This is a genomic window from Bacillus carboniphilus (genome assembly GCF_039522365.1).
GTDB lineage: Bacteria > Bacillota > Bacilli > Bacillales > JC228 > Bacillus_BF > Bacillus_BF carboniphilus.
The window spans coordinates 54,151-71,227 of sequence record NZ_BAAADJ010000064.1; the positions used below are offsets into that span (position 1 = coordinate 54,151).

16 protein-coding genes and 1 pseudogene are annotated in these 17,077 nt (G+C 37.6%); 16 read left to right on the plus strand and 1 reads right to left on the minus strand.

What is annotated here, in order from left to right:
* Complete coding sequence (locus tag ABDZ91_RS20515; protein WP_343803459.1) at positions 1-543, plus strand: SpoIIIAH-like family protein; 543 nt, start codon at positions 1-3, stop codon at positions 541-543.
* 31 nt (positions 544-574) lie between these two features.
* On the opposite strand, the gene ABDZ91_RS20520 is transcribed toward ABDZ91_RS20515, so the two are convergent.
* Positions 575-1,951, minus strand: coding sequence for a methyl-accepting chemotaxis protein (locus ABDZ91_RS20520; RefSeq protein WP_425541886.1), 1,377 nt, complete (start codon positions 1,949-1,951; stop codon positions 575-577).
* A 304-nt stretch (positions 1,952-2,255) separates the two neighbouring features.
* On the opposite strand from ABDZ91_RS20520, the gene accB reads away from it, so the two are divergent.
* The 15 genes and pseudogenes from accB (at position 2,256) to ABDZ91_RS20595 (ending at position 17,069) form a co-directional block, all read left to right on the plus strand.
* Positions 2,256-2,762, plus strand: coding sequence for an acetyl-CoA carboxylase biotin carboxyl carrier protein (gene accB / locus ABDZ91_RS20525; RefSeq protein ID WP_343803465.1), 507 nt, complete (start codon positions 2,256-2,258; stop codon positions 2,760-2,762).
* Between the two features lie 13 nt (positions 2,763-2,775).
* Complete coding sequence (accC, locus tag ABDZ91_RS20530) at positions 2,776-4,152, plus strand: acetyl-CoA carboxylase biotin carboxylase subunit (RefSeq protein ID WP_343803468.1); 1,377 nt, start codon at positions 2,776-2,778, stop codon at positions 4,150-4,152.
* Entirely contained in the window at positions 4,149-4,562 is a 414-nt protein-coding gene (locus ABDZ91_RS20535) for an Asp23/Gls24 family envelope stress response protein (RefSeq protein WP_343803471.1), read from the plus strand. The genes accC and ABDZ91_RS20535 overlap by 4 nt, the downstream gene beginning before the upstream one ends.
* A gap of 159 nt (positions 4,563-4,721) precedes the next feature.
* A complete protein-coding gene (gene nusB, locus ABDZ91_RS20540; RefSeq protein ID WP_343803474.1) occupies positions 4,722-5,120 on the plus strand; it encodes a transcription antitermination factor NusB in 399 nt (132 codons plus the stop codon).
* Positions 5,121-5,143: 23 nt separating this feature from the next.
* A complete protein-coding gene (gene folD / locus ABDZ91_RS20545) occupies positions 5,144-5,992 on the plus strand; it encodes a bifunctional methylenetetrahydrofolate dehydrogenase/methenyltetrahydrofolate cyclohydrolase FolD (RefSeq protein ID WP_343803476.1) in 849 nt (282 codons plus the stop codon).
* A gap of 102 nt (positions 5,993-6,094) precedes the next feature.
* The gene (gene xseA / locus ABDZ91_RS20550; protein ID WP_343803478.1) at positions 6,095-7,459 is read left to right on the plus strand and encodes an exodeoxyribonuclease VII large subunit; all 1,365 of its coding nucleotides are present in this window, start codon (positions 6,095-6,097) and stop codon (positions 7,457-7,459) included.
* Positions 7,443-7,679: an exodeoxyribonuclease VII small subunit gene (gene xseB / locus ABDZ91_RS20555; protein WP_343803480.1), complete on the plus strand. Its 237-nt coding sequence runs from the start codon at positions 7,443-7,445 to the stop codon at positions 7,677-7,679. Before xseA ends, xseB begins: the two co-directional genes overlap by 17 nt.
* Positions 7,676-8,569 carry a polyprenyl synthetase family protein gene (locus ABDZ91_RS20560; RefSeq protein ID WP_343803483.1) on the plus strand — a complete coding sequence of 298 codons (894 nt, stop codon included), beginning with the start codon at positions 7,676-7,678 and terminating at the stop codon, positions 8,567-8,569. The genes xseB and ABDZ91_RS20560 overlap by 4 nt, the downstream gene beginning before the upstream one ends.
* A 126-nt stretch (positions 8,570-8,695) precedes the next feature.
* Positions 8,696-10,599, plus strand: a pseudogene (gene dxs / locus ABDZ91_RS20565) (1-deoxy-D-xylulose-5-phosphate synthase).
* Positions 10,592-11,404: a TlyA family RNA methyltransferase gene (locus ABDZ91_RS20570; protein WP_343803486.1), complete on the plus strand. Its 813-nt coding sequence runs from the start codon at positions 10,592-10,594 to the stop codon at positions 11,402-11,404. Before dxs ends, ABDZ91_RS20570 begins: the two are co-directional and overlap by 8 nt.
* A 130-nt stretch (positions 11,405-11,534) precedes the next feature.
* Positions 11,535-11,984: a transcriptional regulator AhrC/ArgR gene (ahrC, locus tag ABDZ91_RS20575; RefSeq protein WP_343803488.1), complete on the plus strand. Its 450-nt coding sequence runs from the start codon at positions 11,535-11,537 to the stop codon at positions 11,982-11,984.
* A 17-nt stretch (positions 11,985-12,001) separates the two neighbouring features.
* Positions 12,002-13,714, plus strand: coding sequence for a DNA repair protein RecN (recN, locus tag ABDZ91_RS20580; protein ID WP_343803491.1), 1,713 nt, complete (start codon positions 12,002-12,004; stop codon positions 13,712-13,714).
* A 160-nt stretch (positions 13,715-13,874) separates the two neighbouring features.
* Positions 13,875-15,161 carry a SpoIVB peptidase gene (gene spoIVB / locus ABDZ91_RS20585; protein WP_343803494.1) on the plus strand — a complete coding sequence of 429 codons (1,287 nt, stop codon included), beginning with the start codon at positions 13,875-13,877 and terminating at the stop codon, positions 15,159-15,161.
* Positions 15,162-15,426: 265 nt separating this feature from the next.
* Positions 15,427-16,221 carry a sporulation transcription factor Spo0A gene (gene spo0A, locus ABDZ91_RS20590; RefSeq protein ID WP_343803497.1) on the plus strand — a complete coding sequence of 265 codons (795 nt, stop codon included), beginning with the start codon at positions 15,427-15,429 and terminating at the stop codon, positions 16,219-16,221.
* Positions 16,222-16,328: 107 nt separating this feature from the next.
* Positions 16,329-17,069 (plus strand): glycerophosphodiester phosphodiesterase, encoded by a 741-nt coding sequence (locus ABDZ91_RS20595; RefSeq protein ID WP_343803500.1) that lies wholly within the window; start codon positions 16,329-16,331, stop codon positions 17,067-17,069.
* Positions 17,070-17,077 lie beyond the last annotated feature (8 nt).

Sequence of the window (17,077 nt, forward strand, 5' to 3'; positions counted from 1 at the left end):
ATGCTATTGAAAAAACAAACAGTTTGGCTTTTAACAATGCTTAGTTTAGTGGTTGTTCTATCGATTTATTACATTACGTCTCCAGAGCAAGCAAATGATGTAGCTTCGAATGAAGAGTCAAATGATTCCAGCGAAACAAATGGTCAACTAACAGATTCTGATGAAATTATTATCTCCGAAGCTAGTGGGGATGAAGTTTTTGCACAATTACGCTATGACCTAGAGTTACAACGTTCTGAGAAAATGGAGGAATTAACGGAAGCAATGGCTTCTGCAGACCTCTCTACAGAAGAAGTTAACGCTATGAAAGAGGAAATGGATCAGTTAGATGAGCTAAAATATAAAGAAGAAATGTTAGAAATGCAGATTATCTCAATGGGCTTTGATGATGCATTAGTACGTACGGTTGATGGAAAGGTTCATATCACTGTAAAATCAAATGACCCATCACCATCTTTAGCGAATGATATTCTATTATTAGTACATGACGAGCTAGGTTCAGAATTTGAACTAGTTGCAGTGGAGTACAGCCCAACAGAATAAGGTAATGAAAAAGGGGCCATTTTGGCCCCTTTTACTTTTCCTTGTATAAGCTTAATAATTCTTGAAGCGAAGAGTCAGCATTTTCTACTTTACTATGCATATTTTCATCTTGAGTGGATTGTTCTCTCATGACAAGAGCAATATTTTGTAAGGAAGCATTCGTTTCTTCCATGAGAGCGCTGAATTCTGCTACTGTTTTTTCAACATCAACTGAAGATCCATGGATGGTAGAGGCAAGGTCACCATATCCCTCTAAATGTGCTTTAAGAGAAAGAATGTGTTGGGATAAGGTCTTAAACACACCTTCTGTCTCAGCAGCAGCACGTACACTATTTTCAAGTTGACGAGCTGTTTCACCAACTAGAACTTCAGATATAGTGGTTTCTTCAACAATTTGAATCAAAGATTTAGAGATTTGCTTCGTTGTTGCATTTGAGGTTTCAGCAAGTTTTCTTACTTCCTCAGCTACGACAGCAAATCCTTTCCCAGCTTCCCCAGCTCGAGCAGCTTCAATTGAGGCATTAAGGGCAAGTAAATTGGTTTTCTCTGCAATTTGTTGAATCCATTTAGCAGACTCTTGAATGGATTCAGCCTGTTCCCTTAAGTGAGTCATATGCTGTTCAGCCTTTTTCATACTTGTGGAAGATTGATGGATGTTTTCTTGTAATAAACTCATCTTCTGTTCGCCATCCACTGTCAGATGAACAGATTCTTGAGCTTCAGAATCCAGTTGATTAGCATGGGATTTCATTTGCTCAACTTGATCTGTCGCTTTTCCAATAGACTTTGTTATTGTGCTAATTGAATCCGTTTGATTTTGAATTCCAGCCGAAATTTCATTGATGGATAGATTTACTTCTTGTGAAGAATGCAGCGAATCTTCACTTTGTACTTTAACCTGTTTTAATAACTCTGAGAGAGTGAGAGCACTTTCGATAACCTTTTCCCGTACCTGTTGTTCACGTTTATGTAAAGATAATGTCTCATTCTGCAGGCTTGACATTTGAACTTGAAAGCGCTTAGATAAATTGAATTGAAAATATAATAAAATAGTTGTTAGTCCGTAAAGGAGATAAATCGTTACATAGTTCTTTAACTCTAATGGTAGGTCTCCTGAATGTGATATCGTAAAAATGGTCATACACAAGTAACCTACTAAGCTGGATATCACCAACAATGAATGATTCATATAAATAGCTGCAGCACCAATACCAAAGTAGAGAAGAAAGTAAGCGGTTGGAGAAACACTATTCTCCATTATGATAAATAGTACAGCATAAACAAATAGGATAGAAAGATAAGGTATAATTTTCTCCAATTTTTTGCTGAAGTGAAGGTAGGCGATAATACCAACTCCAATTCCTCCACCAATGATAATAGAAAGAATGATTGCAAGCTCTTTCCCCATAGCTATGTCTACTACGGTTGCAAGAATTACAGAAATAAAAGTTGCTTTTACGAGTAAACTATTTTTTCTTCTTAAGTCTTCCTCGTAAATTTGATGAATAGACTGCTGTGTCAATATGAATTCCCCCTAAATTTCCTTCCTGTATAATTTCGTTATAATTTGTCGAAACTCCTTCTTTTGAGGAATACTATAAAAAAAATTTTAAAACTTTCAAGATGGATTAAGAGACAGGGATTGAACTTTCACTAGCTATTATCGTATGATATTAGTAGCTAGTCATAATTGGACAAGGAGTGTCAGAAAAATGCTAAAGGTTCAAGAAATAAGAGAAATTATTAAGTTAATGGATCAATCTTCCATTGATGAAATCGAATATGAATTTCAAGGTACTAGACTTCAATTAAAAAAGAATGGTGGTGCTGTTTCCTCACCAGTGAATGCTCCAGCTGTTAAAGCGGAGGCGCAACAACCAGCTCCACAACCAGTTGCTGTTCAACCACAAGTTGTACAAGAGCCAGCTCCACAACCAGAGGTAAAACAAGAAGTTGCTCAACCTAAAGTTGAGGAAAACTTAGTTGAGATTAAGTCACCAATGGTTGGTACTTTCTATCAAGCATCTTCACCAGATGCCGAGCCATTTGTGAAAATAGGGTCTAAAGTCTCTTCATCTACTGTTGTTTGCATTGTTGAGGCAATGAAGCTATTTAATGAAATCGAAGCAGAAGTGAATGGAGAAATCGCTGAAATATTAGTGAAAGACGGAGAACTAGTAGAGTACGGTCAACCACTCTTCCGCGTAAAGCCTGAGTAAGGAGAGATTTTTTATGATAAAAAAGCTGTTAATAGCAAACAGAGGAGAAATTGCGGTACGAATTATTCGTGCTTGTAAAGAACTAGACATTGAAACAGTAGCTGTTTTTTCAGAAGCAGATAAAGATTCTCTCCATGTACAAATGGCAGATGAGGCTTATTGTATTGGCCCCAAAGCTTCAAAGGATAGTTACTTAAATATAACGAATATCATGAGCATTGCAAAACTTACAGATTGTGATGCAATCCATCCTGGTTATGGATTTCTAGCAGAAAACGCTGATTTTGCAGAGCTTTGTAAAGAGTGTAACATTGAATTTGTTGGCCCGAGTGCGGATGCTATTTCACGTATGGGAACAAAGGATGTTGCTCGAGAAACAATGAAACACGCTGGAGTTCCAATCGTTCCTGGTTCCCAAGGGATTGTAGAAACGATTGAAGACGCTATTAAAGTTGCTGAAGAAATTCAATATCCTGTTATTATTAAAGCAACTGCCGGTGGAGGCGGTAAGGGAATCCGTGTTGCGCATAATGTAGAAGAACTGAAAAAAGGTATGGCTATTACTCAGAAAGAAGCTCAAAGTGCGTTTGGAAACCCCGGAGTTTACTTAGAAAAATATATCCAAGATTTTCGTCATGTTGAAATTCAAGTCATTGCAGACAAACATGGAAACACGGTTCACTTAGGTGAAAGGGATTGTTCGATTCAAAGAAGGCTCCAAAAACTTGTTGAAGAAACACCGTCACCTGCTATCAGTGAGAGTACTCGTGAAAAAATGGGTAACGCTGCAATAAAAGCTGCAAAAGCAGTTGATTATACAGGTGCAGGCACGATAGAATTTATATATGACCACCGTGAAGATCGTTTTTACTTCATGGAAATGAATACGAGAATTCAAGTAGAACATCCTGTAACAGAAATGGTTACAGGCATTGACTTAGTAAAAGAGCAAATTATGGTAGCATCGGGCGAACCTCTATCTTTTAAACAGGAAGATGTTCAGTTTAATGGATGGGCCATTGAATGTCGAATCAACGCTGAGAACCCAGAGAAGCAATTTATGCCATCTGCTGGTAAGATAGATATGTATCTACCACCAGGCGGGCTCGGTGTTCGTATTGATTCTGCCGCTTACCCAGGCTACACGATTCCTCCATACTATGATTCAATGATAGCGAAACTAATTACCTATGGTAACACTCGCGAAGAAGCCGTACTTAGAATGAAAAGAGCTTTAAGTGAATTTGTAATTGAAGGAATCCATTCTACCATTCCTTTCCATTTAAAACTGATGGATCATGAGGTATTCCGTAGTGGAGATTTCAATACAAAATTCCTTGAGAATTATGATGTCATGGGTTCATCAAATAAAGGAGGTGCTAACACATGAGTGAAGAACAATTGAATTCTTTAGAGATGGGTAGTGGCTCTACTGGACTAGGAAAAGTTGAGATTGCACCTGAAGTAATCGAAGTAATTGCTGGAATTGCAGCAGCTGAGGTTGAGGGTGTATCTCAAATGCGTGGTAACTTTGCAGCAGGTGTAGCTGAGAGGTTAGGTCGAAAAAACCACGGAAAAGGGATTAAAGTAGAACTTTCTGATGAAGGGATTAAAGTGGACGTCTATTGTTCATTAAATTTTGGTGTGTCTATCCCTGTAGTTGCTCAGAATATTCAAGATAATATTAGGCAGGCACTATATAACATGACTGCCCTTGAAGTTCAGGAAGTAAACGTTCACATTGTTGGTATTCAATTCGAAAACCAAAAGAATGAAACAGAAATCGACCAAGAGATGTAGACCAGAGCCTTTTGCTCTGGTTTTTTAATTTTCAAGTAATTTGGAAACAAATATACTAGGAAGATTTTCCTCCAAATATTCGATTGTTATTGTCTCGCGCATTACATATGCTATGATAGAGTTTATGAAAAATATTATTTAAAGTAGAGAGGTACGGAAATGAAAAGGAGAACAGCACGAGAGAAAGCGTTACAAGCACTTTATGAAATCGAAATTAGTAAATCCACTGCTGATGAGGCAATCGATCATATTTTAGATGAAGAGCAGCAAAAAGACCATACGTATTTGTCTTTTTTAGTTAAAGGTGTACAAGAACACCAACTAGAAATTGATGGATTAGTTGAAAAATCTTTAAGAAAATGGACACTAAATCGATTAAGTGTTGTAGATCGCAATCTGCTACGTCTGGCTACGTTTGAGCTGAAATATAGTGAGGATGTACCTTCTAAGGTAGTTATAAATGAAGCCGTTGAAATAGCAAAACTATACGGGGATGACAATTCTGGTAAATTTGTGAATGGTGTATTGTCGAATATAGAGATAAACAAAAGAGATTAAGCATTAAATTAGGGGGGAAATGGATGGCAGCCGAATTAATTAATGGGAAAGAAATTGCTCAAGAATTAAGAAGCCAATTGGTAAGAGATATCCGTTACTTAGCCGAAAAGGATATTATACCTGGACTTGCTGTTGTTTTAGTTGGAGATGACCCTGCATCAAGAACCTATGTTACGATGAAACAAAAAGCATGCGAAAAGCTTGGACTCTACTCCCGTTTGATTGAATTGGAAGAAACGATATCAGAGAAAGAGCTTCTCGATATTGTAAAACAGCTAAATAATGATGATGACATTGATGGGATATTGGTTCAACTCCCACTTCCGAAGCATATTGAGGAAACAACAATTATAGAGGCAATCTCTCCTGAAAAGGACGTAGATGGATTTCATCCCATCAATATTGGGAGAATGATGACTGGACAAGATAGTTTCCTACCTTGTACCCCCTATGGAATCATAAAGCTTATTGAAGCGATCAATGTTCCTTTAGAAGGTAAACATGTTGTGGTTGTGGGAAGAAGTAATATTGTAGGAAAACCAATGGGGCAATTATGTTTGAATCGAAATGCAACGGTTACATACTGTCACTCTAAAACGAGCGATTTGCAAAAACATACCTCACAAGCTGACATCTTGATTTCTGCAGTAGGTGTTAGAGGGTTAATTACGAAAGACCACGTAAAAGATGGAGCAATTGTCATTGATGTTGCCATGAATAGAGACGAAGAAAATAAGCTCTGTGGGGATGTTATTTTTGAAGAAGTGAAAGAGAAGGCGAGCTTTATAACTCCTGTTCCCGGAGGAGTTGGTCCAATGACCATTACAATGCTGCTATACAATACAATTAAGTCTACAAAAAGGAAACTCTAATTTTCTGTAAGGGGGCAGTCATCTCAGTGTAAATGGGGTGACTGCTTTCTTTCGGTCTTATATAATAAAGACAAAATCACTACGCCTTTCAAAGGAGCGTTTATGTCTACGATCAATTATCTGACAGTATCCGCACTAACCAAATACATAAAAAGAAAATTTGACTATGACCCTCATCTCCAAGAATTTTATTTAAAAGGGGAAATTTCCAACTTAAAGATACACTCGAGTGGTCATTTATATTTTACGTTAAAAGACGATCGGGCCCGAATACTTGCAGTCATGTTTGCAAGCCAAGCAAGAAGCGTACCTTTTACACCAGAGAATGGTATGAGTGTACTCGTTAGAGGGGAAATCTCCGTTTACGAGTCGAGTGGACAGTATCAAATGTACGTAAAAGAGATGAAACCTGATGGAGTAGGGTCTTTATTTTTAGCATACGAACAATTAAAAGAGAAGCTTGAAAAGGAAGGCCTATTTCTCGAAAGTAGAAAAAAGAAAATCCCTATCTTCCCCAAAACTATAGGAGTCATTACATCTCCAACTGGGGCAGCTGTTCGTGATATTATAACGACGATTCGAAGACGCTTTCCCATTGGTAGAGTTGTGTTAATTCCAGCTCTTGTTCAAGGAGATCGGGCTCCAGAGTCAATTGTACAAGCCTTTAATAAAGCGCATCAGCTCGGAAATATTGATGTGATTATTGCTGGCCGCGGTGGTGGCTCAATAGAGGAATTGTGGGCATTTAATGATGAAAAAGTGGCAAGGACGATTTCGGATGCGAAGATTCCTGTTATTTCAGCTGTAGGACATGAAACAGACTATACCATAAGTGACTTTGTTGCTGACCTTAGAGCGCCTACTCCAACCGGAGCAGCAGAATTAGCTGTACCACTATTAGAAGAATTGCACCAAAGAGTGAATGAACGAAAAGTTCGGTTGTCTCGGGCCATCATGAACAAGGTAAAAGTCGAAAGAATTCACCTAAAAAAAATAACGAATTCCTATGCCTTTCGCTCACCTAAAAGGCTATATATCCAAAAGCTTGAAAAAGTTGATCGTCTTCATGAGAGTTTAAAGAGAGAAATGGTACGCATGATTAGTAAAAAGAATGAGCAAAGAATCATGTTTACGGACCGGCTCCAGCGTACATCACCACGTGAAATGATTAAGCAAAAGAATAGTGAGATTAACAAACTTCAAAAGGATTTGCAGAAAGGTATGGCGGTTAAGATTGATACAAAGAAACATCAGTTCTCGAGTATGATTCAAACATTGAATGCCCTAAATCCTCTTGCCATTATGGATCGGGGATATAGCTTAGCCTACAATGAAAAAGGTTCCATAGTTAAAAGCATTCAGTCCATCAAAAAAGGTGATAACATACAGGTAAATCTTCAAGACGGTACATTATCTTGTCAGGTGCAGAATATTACGGAGGTGGAGAGTAATGGAAGAAAAGCGTAAATATACATTTGAAGAAGCAATGGGAGAGCTAGAGAAAATTGTGGATCGGTTAGAAGAAGGGGAGGTACCTCTGGAGGAGGCAATCTCTATTTATAAACAAGGAATGGAACTCTCAAAATTTTGTCATGACCAATTAAAAGAAGCAGAAGATCAAATGGTTAGCATCATGACAGAAGATGGAGAGTTAAAACCGTTTACTATTGAGGAGGAAAATAATTGAGTTGTATAAGCTTTGAACAGTTTTCCTTCCAAGCAAAAGAAGCCGTCGAAAAAGAACTAGAACAAATCATCAATGATTTACAGGCACCAGAAATATTGAAGAAATCTATGCAGTATTCCTTACAAGCAGGAGGTAAGAGAATTAGGCCACTACTAACTTTTTCTGTACTAGCTGCATTAGGTGTGGATTGGAAAAAAGGAACAAAGGTTGCGGCTGCTGTTGAAATGATTCATACATATTCCTTAATTCATGATGACCTTCCAAGTATGGATGATGATGACTTAAGACGGGGAAAACCAACAAACCATAAAGTATATGGAGAAGCGATTGCTATTCTTGCTGGTGATGCTCTTCTAACCCACAGCTTTAAAGTCCTCTCTACTTTAGACAGAAATAGATGGACGGATGCTCAAATACTCGAATTAATAACGGGATTGAGTGAATCATCAGGTGCTGAGGGCATGGTTGGTGGACAAGTGGCAGATTTGTTAGGGGAAAATAAACAATTAACTATCGAAGAGTTAGAGTTTATTCACACTCATAAAACAGGTAAGCTGTTAGCATACAGTGTAGATGCTGGTTGTATTTTAGGGAATGCTAGTGATGAACTTCGACAAAAATTAAAAACATTCTCCTATCACTTGGGACTTGCTTTTCAAATTAGGGATGACATTTTGGATGAAGAAGGTGACCAAGAACGGATCGGTAAACCAGTAGGGAGCGACCTATCCAACAAAAAAAGCACATACCCACAACTATTGACACTAGAAGGGGCAAAAGAGAAGCTCAACTACCATATCAACGCTTCAAATCAAATGATTCAGGATATACCAGGAGATACGACGTTTTTAAAAACAATAACTGACCTGATTGCAACTAGGGACCATTAAGAACATATACAATGCCCAGAAAACCTAGTATTTCTTGTGGAAATCTGTCAGAACGTTATAATAGAGAGAAACGAAAATAAAATAGGATATAAAAGGTTTATTATGGATGAAAGCGAGTTGTTTACTTTGGATCTCTTAAACATAAAGGATCCTTCTTTTCTTAAGTCTATGTCAACTACTGAGTTGGAAGCGCTTAGTGAAGAGATCCGTTCTTTTCTCATTGAAAATTTATCAAAAACCGGAGGGCATATAGGGCCAAATCTTGGCGTTGTAGAATTAACCATTGCACTTCATAAATGCTTTGAAAGTCCAAAGGATAAGTTTCTATGGGATGTAGGACACCAGTCTTATGTTCATAAGATTTTAACTGGACGTGCTAAGGAATTTGGAACATTACGACAATACAAGGGTCTATGTGGATTTCCGAAACGCAATGAAAGTGAACATGATGTTTGGGAGACAGGGCATAGTTCTACTTCTCTTTCTGCTGCCATGGGTATGGCAATTGCTAGAGACTTAAAGAAAGAAAAAAGCTATATTGTGCCGGTAATAGGAGATGGAGCTTTAACGGGTGGTATGGCACTCGAAGCATTAAATCATATTGGTGCAGAAAAGAAAAATATAATTGTAATCTTAAATGATAATGAAATGTCTATTGCTCCTAATGTAGGTGCTCTTCATAATGTTCTGGGCAGATTACGTACAGCAGGTAAATATCAATGGGTAAAAGACGAACTAGAATATCTCTTAAAGAAAATTCCTGCAGTGGGTGGACGACTAGCCGCTACAGCAGAAAGAATTAAAGATACACTAAAGTATTTATTTGTATCAGGGATGTTCTTTGAAGAATTAGGTTTTACATACTTGGGCCCAGTTGATGGACATTCTTATGAGGACCTTTTTGAGAACCTTCAGTACGCAAAGAAGACTGAGGGGCCGGTTTTGTTACATGTACTTACTAAAAAAGGGAAGGGTTATCATCCTGCAGAAACAGATACGGTTGGAACATGGCATGGTACAGGACCTTATAAAATCGAAACAGGTGATTTTGTAAAACCAACAGCTATCGGTCCTGCCTGGAGTAAGTTAGTAAGTGAAACGGTCAGGAAATTAGCAAGGGAAGATGAGCGGATTGTTGCAATCACGCCTGCTATGCCAGTTGGTTCAAAACTTGAAGGCTTTGCAAGTGAATTCCCAGACCGGATGTACGATGTCGGTATTGCCGAACAACATGCAGCTACCGTTGCGGCTGGATTGGCTACACAGAATATGAAGCCATTCCTTGCGATTTATTCAACGTTTTTACAGCGAGCATACGACCAAGTCGTACATGATATTTGCAGACAAAACCTGAATGTGTTTATTGGAGTAGATCGTGCGGGTCTAGTTGGAGCGGACGGTGAAACGCATCAGGGAGTATTTGATATATCCTTTTTAAGGAGCTTACCAAATATGGTCTTAATGATGCCGAAGGATGAGAATGAAGGACAGCATATGGTGAATACAGCTATTAAATATAATGATGGACCTATTTCCATGAGATTCCCAAGAGGAAATGGAATTGGGGTTCCATTAGATGAGGATTTAAAGACGATTCCAATCGGTAGTTGGGAAGTTCTAAAGGATGGAGAAGATGCGTGTATTCTAACATTTGGAACAACAATTCAAATGGCATTGGATGCAGCAACACAGTTGGAGGAAACTGGCCTTTCCATAAAGGTTGTAAATGCCAGGTTTATTAAACCTTTAGATGAGCCTATGTTACATGACCTATTAGGTCAAGAAATGCCAATTCTTACAATTGAAGAGGCAATCCTCCAAGGTGGATTTGGTAGTGCTGTTTTAGAATTTGCACACGAAAATAATTATCACAATGCTAAGATCAATAGAATGGGAATTCCTGATCAATTTATTGAGCATGGAAGTGTCTCTAAGCTTTTAGAAGAGATAGGAATGACAACAGAAAATGTTGTCAAACTATTAACAAGCATGATTCCACAAAAACAAAAAAGGGCTTAAATAATGAGTGAAAAAAAAGAAAGACTAGATGTATTATTAGTCGAGCAAGGTTTATTTGAAACAAGGGAAAAAGCAAAACGTGCCATCATGGCAGGTCTGATTTATAGTAATGAAGTTAGATTGGAAAAACCGGGAGAAAAAATCCCGATAAACAGCCCACTTACTGTAAAGGGGAAAGTATTGCCCTATGTATCAAGAGGTGGGCTTAAGCTTGAAAAAGCCATTGAGGCCTTTCAGTTAGATTTATCCCAAAAAGTGATGATTGATGTTGGTTCCTCAACGGGTGGCTTTACAGACTGTGGTCTGCAAAACGGAGTTATACTGTCTTATGCAATTGATGTTGGTTACAATCAGTTAGCGTGGAAGCTTAGACAGGATGAGCGAGTAGTAGTCATGGAAAGAACGAATTTCCGCTATGTTACGAAAGATGACCTAAAAGGGCCAGTTCCTAATTTCGGAACTATTGATGTTTCCTTCATCTCGCTGACCATCATTTTACCTGTATTGAAGAATCTGGTTGAAGATGGAACAAAAATTGTGGCTCTAGTAAAGCCGCAATTTGAAGCTGGCAAAGAACAGGTTGGGAAGAAAGGTATTGTTCGTGACCCATCCATCCATGCTCAGGTAATCGAAAAAATCATCACACATGCATTAGGAGAAGGCTATAGTATTGACGGCTTAACCTACTCACCTATCACAGGTGGGGAAGGAAACATTGAGTTTTTACTTCTATTATCCTGGAATAAGGGAGAAGCTAAAAACAATTTGGATGTCGATGTAAACGAAGTGGTTAAAAATGCACATGAATCACTATGAAAAGCTCCTCAGGTTGGAGCTTTTTGTTTTGGGTTAAAGTTTTATGTAAAGAAGGATACTTATCCAAATTATAGGTTTATGATATGATGAAGAAAATAAGGTCATTTGAATTGAACGAGGTGTGTTGGGGTTGAATAAAGGTCAAAGACATATAAAAATTAGAGAATTTATAACAAATCAGGAAATTGAAACACAAGACGAACTTGTAGATTGTCTACGAGAAGCTGGTTTTAATGTTACGCAGGCAACAGTTTCACGTGACATTAAGGAACTGCATTTAGTAAAAGTGCCTTTGAGTGACGGAAGATATAAATATAGCTTACCTGCTGATCAGAGGTTTAACCCATTACAAAAGTTAAAGCGTGCCTTAATGGATGCTTTTGTTAAAATTGACCAGGCTAGTCACCTTATAGTCATGAAAACACTTCCAGGTAACGCACAAGCTATTGGGGCTTTAATTGATAATTTAGATTGGGAAGAAATCATGGGAACTATTTGTGGAGATGACACTTGCTTAATCATTTGTCGAAAACCTGAGGATACGGATAAAATTTCTCAAAGATTTTTAGAGATGCTTTAAAAAAGAGGGTGACCTAGTTGTTAGCTGAATTGACAATACGGAATTTTGCCATTATTGATGAATTAACTTTTTCGTTTAAGGATGGTCTCTCAGTTCTAACTGGAGAAACTGGAGCGGGTAAGTCCATAATTATTGATGCCATTGGCCTTCTAGCAGGCTCACGAGGGTCTTCAGAATTTATTCGACATGAAGAGGAAAAAGCGGAGTTGGAAGGGCTATTTTTTGTAAATGCCAACCATCCAGTTTTTGAGAAGCTCCGGGAATACGGATGTCCCGCAGATGAAGAGAATATCATTCTAAGGCGAGATATATATCGTCATGGTAAAAGTGTATGTCGAGTAAATGGGAAGTTAGTAACAATTGCTTTACTAAGAGAAATTGCTAGCGCGTTAATCGATATTCATGGACAACATGAGCACCAAGTTTTATTAAATGAAGAGGAACACCTTTCCCTTCTTGATCAATACGGAGGGAAGAAAATTCACCAAGCTTTATCATCCTATCAGGAGATATTTGCTGATTACGAAAAAACAAAAAGTCAATTGAAGCAGCTCAGTCAGAATGAGCAAGAAAATGTACAACGTATAGATCTTCTTCAATTTCAGCTAAATGAAATAAAGAATGCAAACTTAATGGCAAACGAAGATGATGATTTAAAAGCAGAAAAGCAAAAGCTCCTCCATTATGAACAGCTGTTTAAACAGCTACAAATTAGCTACGATGCCATTCAAGGTGAACAAAAAGGGTTAGATTGGTTAGGTATGGCCATGGCGGAATTGGAACAAGCCCAAGAAATTGACCCCAAAAATAAAGAATGGTATGAAGCCGTTTCTAATGCGTTTTATAGCCTAGAGGACGTAGCGCGTGGTATAAGAGATCAAATTCATACTTTTGAATATGACGAGGCTCGATTAAATGACGTCGAAAGTCGCTTAAACGAAATCGGACAATTGAAACGGAAATATGGAAAAAGTGTTTCTGAAATCGTGGAATATGCAGCGGGTATCGAAGAAGAACTTGAAAAATTGCAAAACAGAGAGTCACATATTGAAGATCTTTCTAAAAAGCTTAAGTCCATTGAGCTGGATTTAGAAGTAGAAGCTAAAAACCTCCTGGAATTACGTCAACATTTTGCAAATCAGCTGACAAAAGATATTCACAAACAATTAAAGGACTTATATATGGACAAGACCGTTTTCGAAGTTGAATTTAAAACCTCAACTCAATACACGAAGAATGGAAAAGGCTCTGTTGTTTTCTTATTATCACCTAATCCAGGAGAGCCACTTAAGCCTTTATCAAAGATTGCATCTGGAGGAGAACTGTCTAGAATTATGTTAGCAATCAAGAGTATTCTCTCTAAGCATCAAAAAATAACCTCGATTATTTTTGATGAAGTAGACACAGGTGTGAGTGGTAGGGTGGCTCAATCCATGGGCGAGAAAATATACGAGCTTTCCGTGCAATCTCAGGTGTTATGTATTTCTCACTTGCCACAGGTTGCGGCTATGGCCGATTCTCATTATTACATTATGAAGAAAATTGAAAAAAATCGCACTTCTACCACTGTCAAAACATTGAAAAATGATGAACAGATTAACGAAATTGGTAAAATGATGTCGGGTACTGAAATTACAGAGGCGACTAAACAACATGCCAAAGAGCTTATTGATTATGCCAATAAGTACAAGAAAAATCTGAAACAAAATAGAGAAAAAATTTATAATTAGTAACAAGAAAAGCCACAATTTAATGTGGCTTTTTTTCGTTTTTTTATACGTTTTGATTCTTTTCATTTCTTTCTATATCCAGTTATAATCCAACCGGTCAAAGGTAACATTAAAAGTGTAGCCATTCAAAATCGTAGAGCAGAAGCGAGGAGAGTGTGAAATGAATCGTAAGTCATTTAGAATAACAACAGGAATTCTTCTCCTTGTTTCTTTACTAGCCCTTAACTTCTACAAGCCCTTTCAAGAATTTTTATCAGTTCCAAAGCATGTTGTGTTATTTCAAGGAAGTGAAGAAACCTTCGCCGTATCAACTCCTGTAACAGCCACTTCATCTAAGGATGATGGGGCGGTCTCAGTCTTTAAGGAAAATAATAGCTTAATCGTTCAAGGGGAACGTCCTGGTTCCCAAGAAGTAGTATTTGAATTAGCTGGTCTTCCTATTAAGCGTGTAGGTGTTGATGTTCTTAAGGATTTTAAGGTTATTCCAGGAGGACAATCAATTGGTGTAAAATTAAATACTCTTGGCGTTTTGGTTGTTGGTTATCATCAAGTTGAAACCGAAAAGGGAAGAGTCTCTCCCGGTGAATTAGCGGGCATCCAGGTTGGAGATATTATTACGAAGATTAATGGTGAAAAAATTGAAAAAATGTCTGATGTAGCCCCGTTTGTACAAAAGGCAGGAGAAAGTGGGAAGCCATTAGACTTAGAGGTAAAGCGTGAAAAAGAGACGATAAAAACACAGCTTATGCCAGAGCAAAGTAAGGGTGAATCCAATTATAAGCTAGGGCTTTATATCCGTGATTCAGCAGCGGGTATTGGGACCATGACTTTTTATGAACCAAAGTCAAAGAAATATGGAGCTCTCGGACATGTTATATCAGACATGGATACGAAAAAGCCAATTGTTGTAGAAGATGGTCAAATTGTAAGATCTACTGTAACCTCAATCGAAAAAGGTAAAGGTGGAAATCCTGGAGAAAAGCATGCCAGGTTCACATCTGAACATGAAGTAATTGGTGATATTACTCGTAATAGTCCCTTTGGGATTTTTGGAAAATTAAATACTTCTATAGAAAATGGTATCATGGATGAGGCTTTGCCAATTGCTTTGTCTCACCAAGTAAAAGAAGGACCCGCACAAATTCTGACAGTAGTCGAAAATGATGAGGTCGAATTATTCGATATTGAAATTGTTAGTACAATTCCGCAAAAATTCCCTGCAACAAAAGGAATGGTTATTAAAGTAACGGACCAACGTTTATTAGATCAAACAGGTGGAATCGTCCAAGGGATGAGCGGAAGCCCAATTATTCAAAACGGAAAATTAGTGGGAGCCGTAACTCATGTTTTTGTTAATGATCCATCAAGTGGTTACGGTGTTCATATAGAATGGATGCTCAATGAAGCAGGAATAGACATATATCAGAAAAAAGAAAAAGCTAGCTAACAGGCGTCCGTGGCGCCTGTTTTTCTTTTTTTTGTGCTATGATGAAGAAACAAACAAAGATTTTTCGACAAAATCACAGTTGGAAATGTGTCAAATATCGAAAAGCGTCGAAAATAAAAGAATTTGAGAGAATGAGGGAGATTTACCTTATTTTTTAAGATTTTTTAAAAAAAGAAGAGGAATTTTTATTGCATTGTCGAAATTGTCAGTTAGAATAGAAAACAGATGATATTTGTTAGCACAAAGAAGTCGAGGAGGAAGTCTGTTGAAAAAGATAAAAGTATGCATTGTAGATGATAATAGAGAGCTTGTAGGCTTATTAGAGGAATATGTTTCTGAACAAGAAGATATGGAGGTTGTTGGTGTTGCCAATAACGGTCAAGACTGTCTACAGCTATTAGAAGACACTGAAGTAGATGTTTTAGTGTTAGATATTATTATGCCTCATCTAGACGGATTAGCTGTATTAGAAAAGCTTAGAGAGAACAAGAAAACTCCTTTCCCTCATGTCATTATGTTGACTGCATTTGGGCAAGAAGATGTGACGAAAAAAGCGGTTGATTTAGGTGCGTCTTATTTTATTTTAAAACCGTTTGATATGGATAACTTGACAAGTCATATCCGCCAAGTTGGATCTAAGCTTAACGGAAGTATTAAAAAACCATCCGGCCAGACAAAAACTACATCACAGACTGAATCAAAAGGAAAAAATTTAGAGGGAAGCATTACTAGTATCATCCACGAAATCGGAGTTCCAGCACATATTAAAGGTTATTTATACTTAAGAGAAGCCATTACAATGGTTTATAACGACATAGAATTGTTAGGCTCTATAACTAAGGTGTTATACCCTGACATTGCAAAAAAATATAATACAACTGCTAGTCGAGTAGAACGTGCTATTCGTCATGCGATTGAAGTAGCATGGAGCCGTGGTAATATTGATTCTATATCTTCATTATTTGGGTATACTGTTAGTATGTCTAAAGCCAAGCCAACGAACAGTGAGTTTATCGCAATGGTTGCGGATAAATTAAGATTGGAGCATAAAGCCTCCTAATTGTTAATAGATATTATTTGATACTTATTTCATTCCATTAGCCCAATAAGTCTGCTTGAAGACCTATTGGGTTTTTGCATATGTTCTTTACAGAAGGAGGGCATCTAATGACGCAAATTATTGCACATCGAGGATCTAGTAAAGTAGAGCCAGAAAACACCATGCCAGCTTTTCAACAAGCCTACAAAGATGGGGCAGATGGAATCGAGATAGATGTTCAACTAACAAAGGATGGAGAAATTGTTGTAATCCATGATGAAAAGGTAGACCGTACTACTAATGGTAAAGGATATGTGAAAGATTACTCCCTAAAAGAACTCCAGAAATTAAACGCCAATAATAAATTCCCAACCATCCATAAAGTTACGATACCAACGCTTATAGAAATTTTAGAATGGATAGTTTCAAATGAAATGACCCTTCATATTGAATTAAAAAATGGGGTCGTTCCTTATCCTGAGCTTGAGGAAAAGGTTATTCAACTAATCCGTCTTTATGGCGTTGAAAATCGCGTAATACTATCCTCGTTTAATCATTATAGTATTGTGAAGTGTTACCGGCTTGCACCTGAAATTGAAACCGCCCCCATTTATAAAAGTGGAATATTTATGCCTTGGGTGTATGCCCAAAGTATCCGAGCAAAAGGCATACACCCACATTACTTAGCGGCACCAAACGAACTTATAGAAGAAAGCATGAAAAATGGAATACAGGTACGTCCCTATACCGTTAACAAAGAAAAGGATATGAAGAGGTTAATTGAAGTGAATTGTACGGCTTTTATTACAGATTATCCTGAGAAGGCTGTTCGATTAAAAGAAAAACTTAAAAAAAAAACGACCCCATGAATGCGAAC

Coding starts and splice junctions, on each gene's coding strand:
- ABDZ91_RS20595 (WP_343803500.1), top strand. CDS start 16,329: ATGACGCAAATTATTGCACATCGAGGATCTAGTAAAGTAGAGCCAGAA.
- ABDZ91_RS20570 (WP_343803486.1), top strand. CDS start 10,592: ATGAGTGAAAAAAAAGAAAGACTAGATGTATTATTAGTCGAGCAAGGT.
- xseA (WP_343803478.1), top strand. CDS start 6,095: ATGTCTACGATCAATTATCTGACAGTATCCGCACTAACCAAATACATA.
- nusB (WP_343803474.1), top strand. CDS start 4,722: ATGAAAAGGAGAACAGCACGAGAGAAAGCGTTACAAGCACTTTATGAA.
- folD (WP_343803476.1), top strand. CDS start 5,144: ATGGCAGCCGAATTAATTAATGGGAAAGAAATTGCTCAAGAATTAAGA.
- ABDZ91_RS20535 (WP_343803471.1), top strand. CDS start 4,149: ATGAGTGAAGAACAATTGAATTCTTTAGAGATGGGTAGTGGCTCTACT.
- xseB (WP_343803480.1), top strand. CDS start 7,443: ATGGAAGAAAAGCGTAAATATACATTTGAAGAAGCAATGGGAGAGCTA.
- ABDZ91_RS20520 (WP_425541886.1), bottom strand. CDS start 1,951: ATGGGGAAAGAGCTTGCAATCATTCTTTCTATTATCATTGGTGGAGGA.
- spoIVB (WP_343803494.1), top strand. CDS start 13,875: ATGAATCGTAAGTCATTTAGAATAACAACAGGAATTCTTCTCCTTGTT.
- ABDZ91_RS20515 (WP_343803459.1), top strand. CDS start 1: ATGCTATTGAAAAAACAAACAGTTTGGCTTTTAACAATGCTTAGTTTA.
- accB (WP_343803465.1), top strand. CDS start 2,256: ATGCTAAAGGTTCAAGAAATAAGAGAAATTATTAAGTTAATGGATCAA.
- accC (WP_343803468.1), top strand. CDS start 2,776: ATGATAAAAAAGCTGTTAATAGCAAACAGAGGAGAAATTGCGGTACGA.